This is a genomic window from Chryseobacterium hagamense (assembly GCF_007991455.1).
GTDB classification, from domain to species: domain Bacteria; phylum Bacteroidota; class Bacteroidia; order Flavobacteriales; family Weeksellaceae; genus Chryseobacterium; species Chryseobacterium hagamense.
Genome location: NZ_BJYJ01000034.1, coordinates 1 through 15,758 on the forward strand (window position 1 = coordinate 1; position 15,758 = coordinate 15,758).

Genomic DNA, 15,758 nt, shown 5'->3' on the forward strand with positions numbered 1-15,758 from the left:
AAAATAAATTTATAACATCAATTCCTTTGCCTGTGCCAGTGCCGCTTCCGTAATCTTACTTCCGGAAAGCAGCTGGGCGATTTCATTGAGCTTCTCTTTTTCACTTAATGGGATGATGGTCGACTGGGTTCTCCCTGCCACGTCCTGCTTAACCACTTTGTAGTTGTTGTTTCCTTTGGCCGCTACCTGCGCCAGATGGGAAATCACGATCAGCTGCATATCGGCGGACATTTCGCGCATCAGGTTTCCGATTTCCTCGGCTACCTTTCCGGAAACCCCGGTATCGATTTCATCTAAAATTAAGGTCGGAAGTTCATCGCTTTCCGCAATGATCTTCTTCACGGCCAGCATTACCCTTGATCTTTCTCCTCCGGAAATAGCAGTTTGAATCGGTTTCAGGGGAAAACCGGAATTGGCCTGAAACAAAAGCTGGATGGTTTCTTTCCCGAACATATTGAACTCGGCTGCCTCTTTCATCTCAATATCCACCCTTGCTTTTTCAAGGCCTAACTTTTTAAGCAGCGCTTCAGCTTTCTTAATGAATACCGGAATGCTTTTTTTCCTGTTTTTAGAAAGTTTATCGGAAATAGCCTGAAGCAATTTCTCTTTTTTAGAAATACCTTCTTCCACTTCGATAATCTGTGCCTCAAGCTCGGAAGCTCCTTTCTGGTCGCCGGCCAGCTGGTCTCTTACTTCCCGGAGTTCGGTGATGTTTCCTACCGTATGTTTCAGGAACAGGGCATTGATCCGGTTGTTCAGTTCCGTCAGAAGGGCCAGGTTTTCCGGATTTATTTCTATCCTTTCCGCCTCATTTTCCAGTTCGGAAATAATATCTTTTAATTCTACATAAGAGGTTTCCAGCCTTTCATGAAGTTCGGCAAAACTCTGGGATACCTCGGCAATTTTTCCGAGTTTGTTTTTAGCTTCGTTGAAGAAAGAGAAAATCCCCACTTCTTCCTGATGGAAGCGGGACAACACCTGCGCCAGGTTATCGGAAATCATTCCTGCGTTTTCCTGGATGGAAAGCTGGTTCTGCAGATCGTCAAAATCCACGTCATCCAGGTTCAGTTCTTCAAGCTCATTTAAAAGAAAGGCTTTGTAATCACTTTCTTTATTGGCATCCGACAGCTGGGCCTGTAGTTTTTTAAGTTGTATTTTAAGGCTCTGGAAATCTGAAAATTCGTTCTGATAATCGTGTATCGCCTGCCTGTTCTCCGAAAGCCCGTCGATGATTTTAAACTGATATTCCGAAGTGAAAAGGTTCGAGGTTTCGAACTGGGAATGAATATCGATCAGCCGGGAAGAGAGCTCCTTCAGGATATCCAGGGTTACCGGAACATCATTGATGAATGCTCTTGACTTTCCGGAAGGCAGGATCTCCCGCCGGATGATGGTCTGGTGTTCGTAGTCCAGATCGTTCTCGATAAAGAATTTCTTGAACTGGTTATTTAGGGAAAATTCGGTTTCGACGATGCTTTTTTCCTGTGCTTTGGAAATGGATTTTACGTCCGCCCGCTCTCCGAGGATCAGCCGGAGCGCCCCCAGGATAATTGATTTTCCGGCACCGGTTTCCCCGGTGATGACCTGCAATCCGTTGTGCAACGATACTTCAAGGGTATCGATCAGGGCGAAATTTTTAATGTAAATTCTCGAAAGCATTGATAATAGCGATTATTTTAGCTATTGCAAATATAGAACTTTAGATTTCAGAATTCAAGTTAACTTACTGTTTCCATTTATTCCATCTGGACTCGGTATTTTTCGGCGAAAGAATGATCATTTCGTTCTTCAGGTCTCCCAACACGATTCCTCCGTTGTTTCCGGAATTGAAAATATTAAAAATTTCATCTGCCTTGGTATCCAGGATAACATTAAAGAAATAAGCCTGCTGAAAAGAGTTTTCATACTGCTTCAGTTGCATCAGGGCATCAAAAATTACCTTTTTCCCCTGGGTCTGGTCCTGGTTGAACAGGGTATCCAGTCCGGCCCGGTGATAAGAATAGATGGTGGCACGCAGCTGGCTCCAGCTTGGGCTCATGATCTCTTTGATCAGAACCGAACGGCTTCTCGGCTCATTGATCTGCTTCCAGCCGTCGTAAGTATTCTGGGATTCGCCGTTCTGGGCAATCTGCTGGGCTTTCTGGTACCATTGCGTTCCGGACATCGACTGGAAGCTGTCGGCATCCAGTCCTAAAATTACATATACATAAAAGCTGATGACATCGATGAGGTTTTTTCCTGAAAACTGCCTTTCGTTGAAAATAAGGTTTTCATTTTCCACATAATCAAAAGAAAACCGGTTGTCCTGAAGGTTGATCAGCGGCGATTCGTAAGTGGTGCTGAATACAGGACGTACGGACTGTATGACAATACTCCCCCTGAAACGGTTTCCGTCTCTCTCGGTAATCACAATGGCAAAATTCGATTTTATTTTTTCGTAATTCTGCAGCCTTCTTCCGGTCCAGCTTGTATTGTTGATGAAATCCCGCAGGCTTTTCTCAAGGGATTTGTATGCCGACTGGTTACTTCCTCCTATCTGTTGGGAGTTTACCTGTACGGTGGCCAACAGCTCCTGGGAAAACCCCTGGGTGAAAATAAAGAGCAGTAAAAATAGGCTTAAAAGTTTTTTCATTGTCTATTAAAAATTGAGAACGGAAATTTATTAAATTTATTTTAAAAGTTGAGACTCAACGAAATCCAGAATGTCTTTGGCGACTTCTTCTTTGGATTTCAGATCGAATTCTTTCTTTTCCGTCCGGGTAAATATTTTTATCTTGTTGGTATCGTTTTTAAATCCGGCGCCTTCATCCCGGAGCGAGTTCAGCACGATCATATCCAGGTTTTTCTTTTCCAGTTTCGCTTTGGCGTTTTCCTCTTCATTCTGCGTTTCCAGTGCGAAGCCCACTAAGAACTGCCGGGTCTTCCTTTCACCCATAGTTTTAAGAATATCCGGATTTTTAACCAGTTCGATGGTCAGATGATCATCATTTTTTTTGATTTTTTCCCTGGCGGCTTCTTTCGGGGCATAGTCTGCAACGGCAGCACTGGCAATACCGATGTCTGTGCGGTCGTAAAATTCAAAAACTTTATCCAGCATTTCTCTGGCTGAGGTCACCTGATGCAGCCTGATTTTTTGATGGCCGGTTTTCTGTGCACTAGGCCCTGAAATCAGTATGACTTCCGCTCCTCTTGCCGCAGCTTCTTCCGCTAGGGAAAAACCCATCTTTCCTGAAGAGTGGTTTCCGATGAAGCGTACGGGATCGATGGCTTCATACGTGGGTCCGGCTGTAATCAGCACGGTTTTTCCTTGCAGGCTTTCTTTATGACCTGATTTAAAAAAATCTTCAACGGTTTTGGCAATGGTTTCCGGTTCTGCCATTCTCCCCTGCCCGACCAGGCCGCTCGCCAGTTCACCGCTTTCCGCAGGAATAACAGTATGTCCATAGCTCTCTGCCAGCTCCAGGTTTTTCCTGGTGGAAGGGTGTGCATACATATCCAGGTCCATCGCCGGTGCAATAAAGACAGGACATTTGGCCGACATGTAGGTTGCAATCAATAAATTATCGCAAATTCCATGAACCATCTTGGCCAGGGTAGATGCCGTACAGGGAGCAACGATCATCGCATCCGCCCATAAGGCCATATCCACATGGCTGTTCCAGGTTCCGTTATCGCCATAAAAATCCGAGTAGACCGGGTTTTTAGATAAGGTGGAAATACTCAGCTTGGTCACGAAGTTTTCAGCGTCGGGCGTCATAATCACCTGAATTTCCGCTCCCTTTTTCACAAAATCCCTGATCAGAAAATGAATTTTATATGCCGCAATTCCTCCGGAAATCGCGATGAGAATTTTTTTACCGGAAAGATTCATTCCTAATTTAATTTTAAGAATACTAAATTACTTATTTTTCGTGTAATACCTTCTAAAAACCATCTCTTTCTCTCTGCCTGTTAAAAGATGCTACCGGATCAGATGGCTGAGGCTATCTGCCAGTTTTTTGGTAAATAAAACAGCTCCGGGCCTGTTGAGGTGCCCGTTATCATAAGCATTGCCGTTCGTGTAAAACTCACCGAATGTCTTTCGGGACGAAAAATCCAGGATCTCCGTGCCGGGAATGGCCTTAACTTCCGACAGATCTGCCGGTGTGGAAAATGGGGGAAGGACAAGAAATAATTTAATCTTTTTTTTCTGACAGTCCTCCGCCAAGAGTTTAAGCTCGGAAACCAGAGCCGGATTCAGTTTCTTTTTCGGGCTTTTTCCGGCACTGATGCGGTTTTTGTAAATCAGCGTGGTGTCTTTAAGATAAACTGACCGTGCTTTCCTTACGCTTACCATATTTTTATAGTCTTTTTCCAAAGGGAAATAGCCATTGTTGTAATCGGTAAACTCATTGACGGTTTTATCACGCTGCCCTAATTTTTTAAAGTAAAAAATATTTGCAAACCAGTGGGAAACTGATAAGAATGATGAGTGCCAGTCGTTGTTGTGTGCAAAGTATTTCAGCTCAAAGCTGACGGTAGGAAGATCGTGGCAGTATAAAAACTTCTCTGTATAGGCATTGACATCAAATGGCTGCACATCCTGAATTTCAAAAAATATATATTTTACATTCTTATGAATATCCGTATGCCGGTATTCGTACATGCTTTCCGAAAAGAAGGTTCCACCGCTTGCCAGGTTGTAGGCCTTTATTTTATGGGAAGTTGCCGAATCCAGCAATCCCGTATTTACCTGCCGGTACATCCTGCTGCTGCCGAAAACAAGCGCATTGTACTTCTCCCCGTGCCGGTCGTAATAATTGATTTTCTGCCTGATGAAATATTCCCCGTAAAATTCATATTTTTTAATGGATGCCAGGCCATAACCCAGCAGGAAAAGGAAAAGCAGCCAGCACGCTATTTTAATGATAAATTTCTTCATATTAAAACTGAAAATAAATGAATTCATTACTGCCGAAATTAGCGTAACGCAGAATGATAAAGACGATGATCAGATAGAGGCTTTTCCGGAGCCACGGATGATATTCCCGGATTTCGAGCCCGTGAAACTTGCGCCGGTTCAGCCATTCGATCATGATCATGACTGCAACAAAGGCCAACACTTTATACGGCACCGGGTCCGGCAGAGAAAACAGGGATTTTCCGAATAACCGTTTTATGTAAAGAACAGCCTGCAAAACACTTTCTGCACGGAAGAAAATCCAGGCAAGGCAAACCAGTGAAAAGGTGATCAGGATCTGGAAAATTTCCCGGAAGGAAGGAACTAATCGGTTCATGGCTACAACTTCAAGGTTCTCGCGGTTTTTTCCGGATACCAGCAACGGTAGAAAATAGACGGCATTCAGTCCGCCCCAGATCACGAATGTCCAGTTGGCACCGTGCCAGAAGCCGCTGACGAGAAAAATGATGAAGGTATTTCTTATCTTCATCAGCATTCCGCCTTTACTTCCTCCTAAAGGAATATACAGGTAGTCGCGGAACCAGGTGGAAAGGGAAATATGCCATCTTCTCCAGAATTCCGCAATATCCCTTGAAAAATACGGAAAGGAAAAGTTTTTAAGAAGCTCTATTCCAAACAGTCGTGATACCCCTAATGCAATATCCGAATACCCCGAAAAATCCCCGTAAATCTGAAAAGCAAACAGGACTGCACCGATGGCCAGGTTGCTGCTGCTTTCCGTCTGGTAATGGGTAAAAATCTCATTTACAATCGGGGCACAATTATCTGCGATCACGATTTTTTTGAAAAACCCCCACAGGATCTGCCGCATTCCGTCGACCGCCTGCTCATAATTAAAAACCCTTTCTTTCTGGATCTGCGGAAGAAGATGGGTTGCCCTTTCAATAGGCCCGGCGACCAACAGGGGGAAATAGCTTACGAAAACGGCATAATCGACCGGATTTCTTTCCGCCGGAATTCTCTTTTTATAAATATCGATGATGTAGGAAAGTCCGTGAAAGGTATAAAAAGAAATACCTATCGGCAATACGATATGGAGCAATGTGATATCGGCGTGAAAGCCGAAACCCTGAAGAAGCTCTGAAAAGCTTTCCGCAAAAAAGTTGTAATATTTGAAAAAACACAGAAAACCAAGGTTGATTCCGATGCTTAAGGTGAGCCAGAATCTGGCGGCATATTTAGTTTTACTTCTTTCAATCTGTATTCCGGAGAAGAAATCCAGTGCAATGGAAAACATCAGGAGCAGCAGGAACCTCCAATCCCAGCATGCATAAAAATAAAGACTGGCCACCAGTAAAAGAAAATTCTGGTATTTGTATTTTTTATTAAAAAAAAACCAATAAAGAATGAAGACTGCCGGCAAAAACAGTAGAAAACTTATGGAATTGAACAGCACGATATTTCGTTAAAATATTACGCCGTAAAAGTAGTAAAAATAACCCCTTTTTTTATATTTAAAAAAAACATTCTGTAAAAGCTATATTTTACAGAATGTTTTTCTATGATTGTATGTTGCTTTATTAAAATAAAGCCTTACTGTTGAAGATGTACTTATTTTCTTTCTTCCGTTTTTCTGAAGTAAACATCACCGTTTAACCATTCTTCAATGGCAATGGAAGTCGGTTTCGGAAGTTTTTCATAATGCTTGGAGATTTCAATCTGCTCTCTGTTTTCAAAAACTTCTTCCAGGGTAGAATTGTGAACGGCAAATTCATCCAGCTTGTTGTGAAGTTCCGTACGGATTTCAGCGTTGATCTGCTCTGCTCTTTTTCCCATGATAACAATCGCTTCATAGATTGAGCCTACTTTGTCTTCAATCTTATCTTTATCGTAAGTAATCGTATTTACTTCTGCTTTTGTATCTTTTACACTCATTTTGAGACTATTATTTTTTTATTTAAGTTCGCAAATTTACGAATTATCTTTGGATTTTGAAAGTCGCTGCCGGCGGAGGGGTATTTATCGCTGCACTGTCCCTCTGGATCTGCATTGCTTTCTTTTCGGCTTCCACCTGATCTTTCACCTGCTGCTCGGTTTTTGTTTTTTCTGCGTTCTGTGCTTCCAGTCTTTTCTGTTTTTCCGTTAAAGCGGCAATTCGGGCTTCGGTATTTTTTTTAACCACCACGAAATCTTTCTTTTCTTTTTCCAGTTTTGCTCTGAGGTCTAAAGCGGTTTTAGCGACTTCCGTATTCGGCATTTCCTTTTCAACCTGCCGGGTGAAGGCCAGTGCGCTTTCGATACGCTCGTCTTTAAGATCATATACCGATTTGTTTGCCAGCTCGTACCGTGATTTCACGATATAATCATAAATCTGCGGACGAAGCTTGGTACCCGGAAAATCTTCCAGCACATTTTCAAACGTTACGTTCGCTGCTTTATATTCGCCCATCTTGTAATACTGCCTGGCATTTTCATATGCTTTAAACTCCAGTTTGTAAGACAATTCGTCGATCAAGGTATTGATGTTTTTGGATCTCTCCGAGGTCGGATAATTGTTCAGGAAGTCCTGAAGTTCGTTGATTGCCGTTTGGGTGGTAGACTGGTCCAGGTTGTAATCCATTGACCCTTCGTAATAACATAAGGCTGACATATAAGAGGCCTCTTCCTTACGGCTGTCCTGAGGAAAACTGATCGCGAAATTCTTGAACTGGTTTCCGGCTAATCTGTAATTTTTATCATAATAGTTGGCATACGCAGAATTGAAAACCACATTCGGGGCATCATCTGTTCCTGCTACCAGGTTCGGCAGCCTGTCGTAAAGTGCCAGAGCATTTTTCCACTTCTTTTTAGCAAAGTTTTCGTTGGCCGTCTTTAAGATAAGATTTTTATCCGCACTTTTCATTGCCCTTTCCTGCTTACTTACGCAAGACGCCACTACTGCTACAGCAAAAAGACCTAAAATATATTTTTTCATATAAAAAATTCAACAGTTTTCGGGTTACAGCCGATTTACTAATTTGCAAAAATATAACTTTTTTGCCAATAGATTTTTTTTTATGATTATTTAACGTAAATTTAGTCGGCAACGTATCCCAAAATGGCGAAAACACTCATTAAAAGATTCATTCTTACCTTTTTCTCTGCTTCCTTGGCATAGGTTTCATCATTTTTATTAGGAACATACAGCTCATAAAAATTGCGGTTCCGGATGACAAACAGGGTAGACCCGATAATGGTGGTGAGAACATCTTCCGGTTTCGGAGTAAAGGTGAACACGCCTGAAGCCACACCTTTTTTAATGACGTCATCAAGCTTTTTGACAAACAACTGATAAAAATCCATCAGTTCGTCTTTTACATGATCGGTATGGCGGAGCTCCTGGGTGACGAAGCCATGGAAATAATTATATTTGAACAACTGCCCGACGATGTATTTGATCATTTCCTTCATCTGCATTTCCGGCTTTCCGTCTTTGATGGTATCGGCAAATCCGGAAAAATTTTCCCTGGTCTTCAGGACCCGGTACTGGTAAAGATAAGACATCATCTTTTCTTTGGATCCGAAGTAATAGGAAATCATGGCGACATTGATGTTAGCCTTGGAACAGATATCCCTTACCGATGTACCCTCGTAGCCTTTTTTTGCAATCAGCTCTTCGGCAATGTCCAGGATATGGATTTGTTTTTCCGTAAATTTTTTCTTCATGAATGCACTTTGAGTAAAGTTAAGAAATTTTTAACAGATTTATAAACGTTCGTTTAAAGAATTTTACATTACATCCAAATTAATGGTATTTTTGATCATGGATTTTTTTAATTTTCATCACCACAGAAAAAGTACCGCCAATGGAATTTACAATCTTGGATTTGGAGAAACCCCGCCGGATTTTCCCTATTCGATAGGAATTCACCCTAAGGCTATTGATCCGGAGCATTCTGAAGATCAATGGGCCTGGTTGTGTGCGAATATAACGGACCACTGCTTTGCCATCGGGGAATGCGGACTGGATTCTTTTGCCGAAACGGATCAGAAAACACAGGGCGATCTTTTCCTGAGGCAGATCCGGCTGGCCAATGAAATTAAAAAACCGCTGATCATCCATTGTGTCCGGAAATTTTATGAAGTGATCTCATTTAGAAAATATGCCGGACCGCCCATGATTATCCATGGTTTCAATAAAAAAGAGCGTATTGCAGAAGATCTGCTCAACAATAATTTTTACCTGAGTTTTGGAAAAGCCGTCCTGTATAATTTATCTTTGCAAAAGACTTTGCAAAAGACTCCTTTAAACAAAATCTTTCTGGAAACCGATGATGATGATTTCAGCATCGGAGAATTATACGGAAAAGTGGCGGAACTGAAGGGGATTTCACCGGAAGGTCTAAACAGACAGATTGCAGAAAATTTAGAGACGATAAAAAATGGATAAATACTGGTTGGAAAGAACGGAGCTTCTCATTAAGGAGGAGGGCCTGGAAAAGTTGAATAAGGCCACTGTCCTGGTAGTAGGTTTAGGCGGCGTCGGTTCTTTTGCCGCAGAGTTCCTGGCCAGGGCCGGAGTCGGCAATATGACGATTGTAGACGGCGATACCGTGGACATCACCAATATCAACAGACAGCTGCCGGCCCTGCATTCCACCGTAGGGAAGCATAAAGTGGAAGTGGTAGCGGAAAGGCTTATGGACATCAACCCCCAACTTAATCTTACAAAGATCAAGGAGTTTCTGAACCCGGAAAGAATGGATGAGGTACTGGATTCTGCAGCATTCGACTATGTCCTGGATTGCATCGACAGTGTAACGCCGAAACTTTGCCTGATTATTGCCGCAAAAAGAAGGAGAATAAAAATCGTAAGCTCCATGGGAGCGGGCGGAAAGATCGATCCGAGCAAAGTTATGGTACGCGATATCAGCAAGACCGCCGACTGCCACCTGGCAAGACAGGTCCGAAAAAGACTGAAAAAAGAAAAAATCGACAAAGGCGTACGCTGTGTATTCTCCGGTGAAATCCAGAATGAAGATAGCCTGAAAATGACGGACGGAACCAATTACAAACGGTCTTTCTACGGAACCATCAGTTATATGCCGGCGATTTTCGGATTGTATGCCGCTTCGGAGGTGATTAATCATCTGGTAAAAAAGATTAATTAAAAATTAAAGCTTCGGCATACCAGGCGGTCCATTACTGTACGCCGTGCAAAGCCGGAGCTCTGCTATAAATAAAAATTATCCCTTATCTTTACCCAGTACATGACAAACTTCAGATATCCCAGAGCCGAAAAACTCAAAAAAAACACCGAGATCTCTTTACTTTTTGAGAAGGGAAAATGGAGAACGAACGGGAGTTTGAGGATTATTGTCCTGAAAAACAAACCGGCAACTCCTGTTGAAAGCACGAAATTTGCGGTTTCGGTTTCCAAAAAATATTTTAAAAAAGCAGTTCACAGAAACCGGGTCAAGAGACTGCTGCGGGAATCCTACCGGCTGAACAAAGATCTTTTTAAAGAGGCCTTCGGGGACCAGACCATGGCGATGCTTTTCTGGGCTTCTCCGGAAATGCCCGGGAAATTCCAGGAAGTGGAAGCCCAGTTCATCAAACTCTGTCAGGCCCAGAAAAAACCGTAGTTCCTGTTTTTTATTACTTATCATAATTGAATGTTTTCAGCCTGTTAATAAATCGTTAGTAAAAGTCATATGATGAATCGGAATTTTAGAGTTTACCTTTAATAGGATTAAATGATTTCACGTGATCATCAATACCTTCGATCATTATGTTAACGTGAATTCGACCGCATTGATGTCATATTCATCCGATTATTAATTCAAAAATAAAAATCAGAATGATTCGGTCGGGATTCTGGATACCCTCATCCTGGCAGAATGAATAAATGGTTCACGCTTCTGATCGGATTTATCCTATCCTGTACCAAGCCGTACTTTAATACGATATTAATCCGTTTCTGATTGAAAAATAACCAAACCGGTTATCGGGAATTACATAAAAACTCCTCTGATAAAGTAATAACCTGTTCAGTTTGATGATCAGGACCATTGATCCTGTATTCGACAAGAGAAACTGCCGGCATCCGGCACTCTCCTCCAGCCGCTTAATCCAGGTTTTTCTCCGGATTCAAGTGGAATTTACAATTGGTATAAATTCTTATCCTACTTTTTGTATCTTAGGGAAAACAATAAATCTGAAAACTACCATGCTGGATCATGTTCCCTATTTCTCTTATCTCCTGAGTGCATTTATTGGCATCGGACTGGCTGCCGCCACCGGCTTCAGGGTATTTCTGCCGATGTTTGCCGTAAGCCTGGCCTCCTATCTTCACTGGATTCCCATGAATGAAAGCTTTGAATGGCTCGCTGGGCTTCCCGCGCTCATTGCCACCGGGATTGCTACAGTTGTCGAAATTCTGGCCTATTACCTCCCTTTTATCGATCATCTGCTGGATACGGTTTCCATTCCGATGGCTACGGTGGCAGGATCGGTCTTATTTGCCAGCCAGTTTGCGGAACTGGGAACTTTTCCACAATGGGCATTGGGATTAATTGCCGGCGGCGGAACGGCAGCAACCATAAGTTCGGGCTTTGCGGGACTCCGGGCTGCATCAACGGCTACAACCGGCGGGTTAGGGAATTCGGTCGTCGGAACTACGGAAACGGCCGGAGCAGGCCTTATGGCTTTCCTGGCGATGGCAGCACCTGTTATTGCTGCTGTCTGTGCAATTCTTCTGATTATCGGTGTTGTATTCTTCGGAAGGAAGCTCTGGCGGAAATTTAAAAAAAAGAAAGGAGTGGCCAAACCCACATAAACAACGGCGGAAAAATTTCCGCCGTTGTTATATTCATAAGCCATCCCTTACTGTAATATTAACACAGGAGGACTTCCTGCATCCGGCTTTCCTTTTCCAGCCTGTTAACCAGATTTTTATTTTGAGTTCACATTAATTTATCCTTTGGTCCTGAAATCTTTGATTTCCTGAATCTTTCCTTCGTAGTATTTTTTCTTCTCAGGGGTTTTCCTGATCAGAGTTTCAAAGGCTTTGATGGCTTTTGTATACAGCTTCTGCTCAAAATACAGATTGGCCAGGGTTTCGGTCATCAGATGCGAAATGTCATCGCCTTTCTCCCTGATGACAAAGCTGCTTTCTTCTTTAAGCTGACTAATCCTCGGATTATTTTCGATAAAGGTTTCAATCACTTTGTTTTTAAGCTCGGTCTTTTCTTTCACCACTTCTTCCGTCCGGTCGATTTTCAGCCAGCTCTGCCAGGTATTGATGAATCCGGGAATGTTGCTGTCGAAAATATTGGACTTCGGGGCTGAAGACTTTTCTACCGGAGTCTCTGACTTGTTTTCTCCGGTTGCCAATTCACTTTTTTCTGAATTTTCCTTTTTTTCAGGCTGTGGAATGGTCCAGCCGGAACCAAAAAATGAAACATTCATCACACGGTCTTCTTCTTCTGTTTTTTCCTGAGTGGCAGTCTCGCTTTCGCCAATGGGCTCAGCCGTTTCCCGGCCGCCTTCGGAAAGAGCGTCTCCTGAATCCTGGTTTTCATCAGATTTTGTTGTTGCCATAATTTCAGTCTCATCGGAATCTTCATTCTGAGACTCTGTTTTAGCAGCTTCTTTTTCTGGGAGTTCCACAACAGATGGAGAGGTCTTGGCAGATTTATTTAACAAAGAATCAGGAATATTGGCATCGAATGACATGGGCTTCCAGGTTTTTGTCTTTTCCTGCTCTTTTTCAGACTTTTCTATGGGCTGTTCAGTAGTTTGAACTTCTTTTTCTGCTGCTTTTGTTTCACCGGAATTTTTCTTTGCCTCCTCTTTGGCCTCCCGCATTTCCGGCTCAGCAGGTTTTACATTAAAATCCTGGGTTTCTGCAAAGCTGATATCGTGTCCGGCACTGGCAGGCTCTTCTTCTTTTTTATTTTCTTCGGAAGCGGCCTTTTCCTTCATTTTTTTCTCAACCTCTTCAATAAGACGGCGCATTTCGTCTTCATGCTTGCTGAGGTTCTGCTGAGGTATTTTACGGATTGGCTCTTCTTCATTGGCCTGAATTTTCACTTCCGGCAGAAACGATTCCGTGCCGTGGAAACTTACTTCCGAATCATCCTGAACTGCCTCTTTTACTTTTTCAGATGAAATCTGATCTTCATTAATGATCTTTTCAGGGGTAAAGCCGGCGATTTCCGATGCATTGCCGGAATCCTGGCTTTCAGGTTCTTTTATTTCTTCCGGTTCGTCAGCAGCAATTTCTGTTTCAGGTAAAAAAGCCCCGGTCTCATGGAAGCTTACTCCAGATTTATCCTGAACCGTATCTTTTACTTTTTCAGATGAAATTTCAGCCTCATCAATAATCTTTTCAAGGGTAAAGCCGGCGACTTCCGATGCATTGCCGGAATCCTGGTTTTCAAGTTCTTTTATCTCTTCCGGTTCATCAGCAGCCATTTCTGTTTCAGGTAAAAAAGCCCCGGTCTCATGGAAACTTACTTCCGGCTCATTCAAAACCTTTCCGTCCTCAGATCCCGTACCGGTATTTTCCTTTTCGATGATGGTTTCCGGCGTAAATTCTTCTGTTTCTTCTGCAGTTGCTTTATCTGAATTTTCAGCTGCCGCAACAGGTTCTGCTTTTTCGGAATCATCTCCCAAAGTATCCAGAATAACTTTTATGTGATGAAAATCCGATTCAGACAATTCCGTATCACGTTCCGGTTCCACATATTCAGTGATAACAGTCTCCGCTTCTTCAACAGCACCCCCATCAACTGTCTTAGAATCAGTATGCTCCAGCGGAGAATTTTCTGTTTCCTCACCAATATCCTGTTTCTGAAGCACTGTCCCTGATTCATTAATACTGCTTTTTTCTTCTGATTCTGCATGGATCTCTTCCTCCTCATCAGCCGTTTCAGGTATAGATTCTTCGTTTCTTCCGGTTTCCTGTACCTCATGGGTTTCAGGGAAAGCGTTTTCTACCGGTTCATTTTCTTCAACAACAGAAGGTTCTTCTTTTTTCTCGATTTTCTGGGTAACAATCGAGCCGGATTCCAGAGTAGACTCCAGGTCAATTGTTTCTACCGTATCATCATCCAGAAAGTTTTCTTCGCCTTCGTAAAGGATCCTGTTGCGCGCTTCGTTTACGTAAAGATGTTTGATTTCTTCTCTCGGGGGAGGAAGGATACGGCCGTGGTCATCCTGCTGCTTGTCAGCGGATTCTTTCAGAGGTTCTTCCTTTATTTCCGGTTCGGCAGCAGCAGGTGCTTCTTCCCTTTTAATCGGGAAACCTGTCGCTTTGTTCTTATACAGCGTTTTTAAAGCATTTTCAGCAGACACAGGTTTTTCCGTCTCCTGTTGGATTTCAGGTTTAGGCTGCTGTTGGATCTTACCGTTAATAAGATGGTAAAGAATTTTTTTATCCGTTGTATAGGCCGCTGTAGTAGAAAGTACCTGCTGGTAGTTTCCTTTATCGTACAAATGGACCCCATATAAATACAACGCTCTGATATTCTGAACATAGGGAAAAGAATTTATCTCTTCTTTCAGAAGGTTAAGGTCTTCTGACTGAATATTTTTTGGGGCCTTCAATAATTCTAAAACTCTATGATTCATCTTACCAATTCGCTACAATATCGTTAAATATCTTGTTTATAATTCTGTCCGTTGCAATTTTCACCTGAGAAGATTCGATCTCAGATTGTGAAAGGTTACTGTTGAAAACAGCCTCGTCGCTGTATGTCCTGTCGAAACTGAAATCCGGGTGAAGCTTATTTTCATAATGAACTTTCACGGTGATCGTCAGCTTATTCTGCGATTCCTGCACTACTCCGCCGGTACTCTGGTTGGTCACCGTATTGGAACCGATGGTTGTCGGGGTAATGGAATAATCCGTAATTTCCCCCTCCACGAGTATATCCGGGTTTTCCTTGGTTCCTTTCAGGGTAGTCCGTTGCAGGAAACGGTTCTGGATATCCGTAGAAAACTGCTGCGACAAGGTAGGATTTACCAATGGCGCATTGTTCGGAAACTCGTTGATCTGGATGGTTTTTTCATCCGTAAGAGACGAACCTGTGAAGCTGTAGCAGGAGTTCAAAACGCCAAGACACAGCAATAACAGCCAGAATTTCGGCTGTCTGATTTTGATATTTTTAAATTTAAAATTCATTTTTAATTCCAATTTCCTGAATTTCGTCATAGGTTACCTGCTTCATGGCATCTTCATAAGCAAAATAATGGCAGACATATACCAACGGTAATGTAAAAATAAGGCCAATAAAACAAGCGATTACCCCTAACTGTCCTAATATTCCGACAACCAATGAATATAGAAAAATCGTTAACAGGTTGCCTTTAGTCATAGCAACAGACATTTTCCAGGCTGTTTTAACTTCTGTAATTCCACCTAAAGAAATCAGCGCAGGCATATAAAACCCTTTTAGGCAAACGATTAAAATAGCAATATAAACGACGAACATGTAAATCATAAAAACAAACGGAAGTCCTGCCGAAGCATCCCTATCCGCCATAGAAGGCATTATTACAATCATCGGGATATAGATCAGCATAATTCCGCCGATTAAAATTAACTGCAGGATAAAATACGGAGTAAACTGGTCGAAGTTAAAAATATCACCGGCGCTTACCTGTTTTCCGGCTCTTAAATCCCGGCAGTATCTGTAGAAATTACCAATGGCCAGCAATCCGCAGAACGGGATGATGCACATCAGCATACAAAGCAGAAAAGCCCCGAGGACGCTTCCGAAATTATTTTTCATAAAATCAAATCCGCTACTGATGTATTCACCCAGTTTGAAATCGACAGGCTTTGCATTAATTTTCACCATAATTTAATTTT

At 42.5% G+C, this 15,758-nt stretch carries 15 protein-coding genes; 4 read left to right on the forward strand and 11 right to left on the reverse strand.

The window, feature by feature from the left end:
• Positions 1-9 precede the first annotated feature (9 nt).
• The 8 genes from CHA01nite_RS17980 to CHA01nite_RS18015 form a co-directional block, all read right to left on the reverse strand.
• Positions 10-1,659: a DNA repair protein RecN gene (locus CHA01nite_RS17980; protein WP_146943939.1), complete on the reverse strand. Its 1,650-nt coding sequence runs from the start codon at positions 1,657-1,659 to the stop codon at positions 10-12.
• A 64-nt stretch (positions 1,660-1,723) separates the two neighbouring features.
• Entirely contained in the window at positions 1,724-2,632 is a 909-nt protein-coding gene (gene porD / locus CHA01nite_RS17985) for a type IX secretion system protein PorD (RefSeq protein WP_146943941.1), read from the reverse strand.
• Between the two features lie 36 nt (positions 2,633-2,668).
• Positions 2,669-3,871, reverse strand: coding sequence for a bifunctional phosphopantothenoylcysteine decarboxylase/phosphopantothenate--cysteine ligase CoaBC (gene coaBC / locus CHA01nite_RS17990; protein ID WP_146943943.1), 1,203 nt, complete (start codon positions 3,869-3,871; stop codon positions 2,669-2,671).
• Between the two features lie 90 nt (positions 3,872-3,961).
• On the reverse strand, positions 3,962-4,921 hold the full coding sequence (locus CHA01nite_RS17995; RefSeq protein WP_146943945.1) for a hypothetical protein: 960 nt from the start codon (positions 4,919-4,921) through the stop codon (positions 3,962-3,964).
• Between the two features lies 1 nt (position 4,922).
• Positions 4,923-6,356, reverse strand: coding sequence for an MBOAT family O-acyltransferase (locus tag CHA01nite_RS18000; RefSeq protein ID WP_146943947.1), 1,434 nt, complete (start codon positions 6,354-6,356; stop codon positions 4,923-4,925).
• Between the two features lie 155 nt (positions 6,357-6,511).
• On the reverse strand, positions 6,512-6,835 hold the full coding sequence (locus tag CHA01nite_RS18005) for a DNA-directed RNA polymerase subunit omega (RefSeq protein ID WP_029298198.1): 324 nt from the start codon (positions 6,833-6,835) through the stop codon (positions 6,512-6,514).
• 43 nt (positions 6,836-6,878) lie between these two features.
• Entirely contained in the window at positions 6,879-7,874 is a 996-nt protein-coding gene (locus CHA01nite_RS18010) for an outer membrane protein assembly factor BamD (protein ID WP_146943949.1), read from the reverse strand.
• 101 nt (positions 7,875-7,975) lie between these two features.
• Positions 7,976-8,605, reverse strand: a complete 630-nt coding sequence (locus CHA01nite_RS18015; protein WP_146943951.1) for a TetR/AcrR family transcriptional regulator — start codon at positions 8,603-8,605, stop codon at positions 7,976-7,978.
• A gap of 97 nt (positions 8,606-8,702) precedes the next feature.
• Here CHA01nite_RS18015 and CHA01nite_RS18020 point away from each other — a divergent pair, with 97 nt between their 5' ends.
• The 4 genes from CHA01nite_RS18020 (at position 8,703) to CHA01nite_RS18035 (ending at position 11,717) form a co-directional block, all read left to right on the forward strand.
• Positions 8,703-9,329 carry a TatD family hydrolase gene (locus CHA01nite_RS18020; RefSeq protein ID WP_146943953.1) on the forward strand — a complete coding sequence of 209 codons (627 nt, stop codon included), beginning with the start codon at positions 8,703-8,705 and terminating at the stop codon, positions 9,327-9,329.
• Positions 9,322-10,050 carry a tRNA threonylcarbamoyladenosine dehydratase gene (locus CHA01nite_RS18025; RefSeq protein ID WP_146943955.1) on the forward strand — a complete coding sequence of 243 codons (729 nt, stop codon included), beginning with the start codon at positions 9,322-9,324 and terminating at the stop codon, positions 10,048-10,050. The genes CHA01nite_RS18020 and CHA01nite_RS18025 overlap by 8 nt, the downstream gene beginning before the upstream one ends.
• 99 nt (positions 10,051-10,149) lie before the next feature.
• Positions 10,150-10,524, forward strand: coding sequence for a ribonuclease P protein component (rnpA, locus tag CHA01nite_RS18030; protein ID WP_146943957.1), 375 nt, complete (start codon positions 10,150-10,152; stop codon positions 10,522-10,524).
• A 413-nt stretch (positions 10,525-10,937) separates the two neighbouring features.
• A complete protein-coding gene (locus tag CHA01nite_RS18035; protein WP_228458449.1) occupies positions 10,938-11,717 on the forward strand; it encodes a DUF4126 domain-containing protein in 780 nt (259 codons plus the stop codon).
• A 137-nt stretch (positions 11,718-11,854) separates the two neighbouring features.
• On the opposite strand, the gene CHA01nite_RS18040 is transcribed toward CHA01nite_RS18035, so the two are convergent.
• From CHA01nite_RS18040 to CHA01nite_RS18050, 3 genes are read right to left on the reverse strand one after another with little or no spacing between them, the layout of a single operon-like run.
• Positions 11,855-14,515 (reverse strand): DUF8458 domain-containing protein, encoded by a 2,661-nt coding sequence (locus CHA01nite_RS18040; protein WP_146943959.1) that lies wholly within the window; start codon positions 14,513-14,515, stop codon positions 11,855-11,857.
• Position 14,516: 1 nt separating this feature from the next.
• Positions 14,517-15,068, reverse strand: a complete 552-nt coding sequence (locus tag CHA01nite_RS18045) for an LptE family protein (protein WP_146943961.1) — start codon at positions 15,066-15,068, stop codon at positions 14,517-14,519.
• A complete protein-coding gene (locus CHA01nite_RS18050; RefSeq protein WP_146943963.1) occupies positions 15,058-15,747 on the reverse strand; it encodes a hypothetical protein in 690 nt (229 codons plus the stop codon). The genes CHA01nite_RS18045 and CHA01nite_RS18050 overlap by 11 nt, the downstream gene beginning before the upstream one ends.
• Between the last annotated feature and the right edge of the window lie 11 nt (positions 15,748-15,758).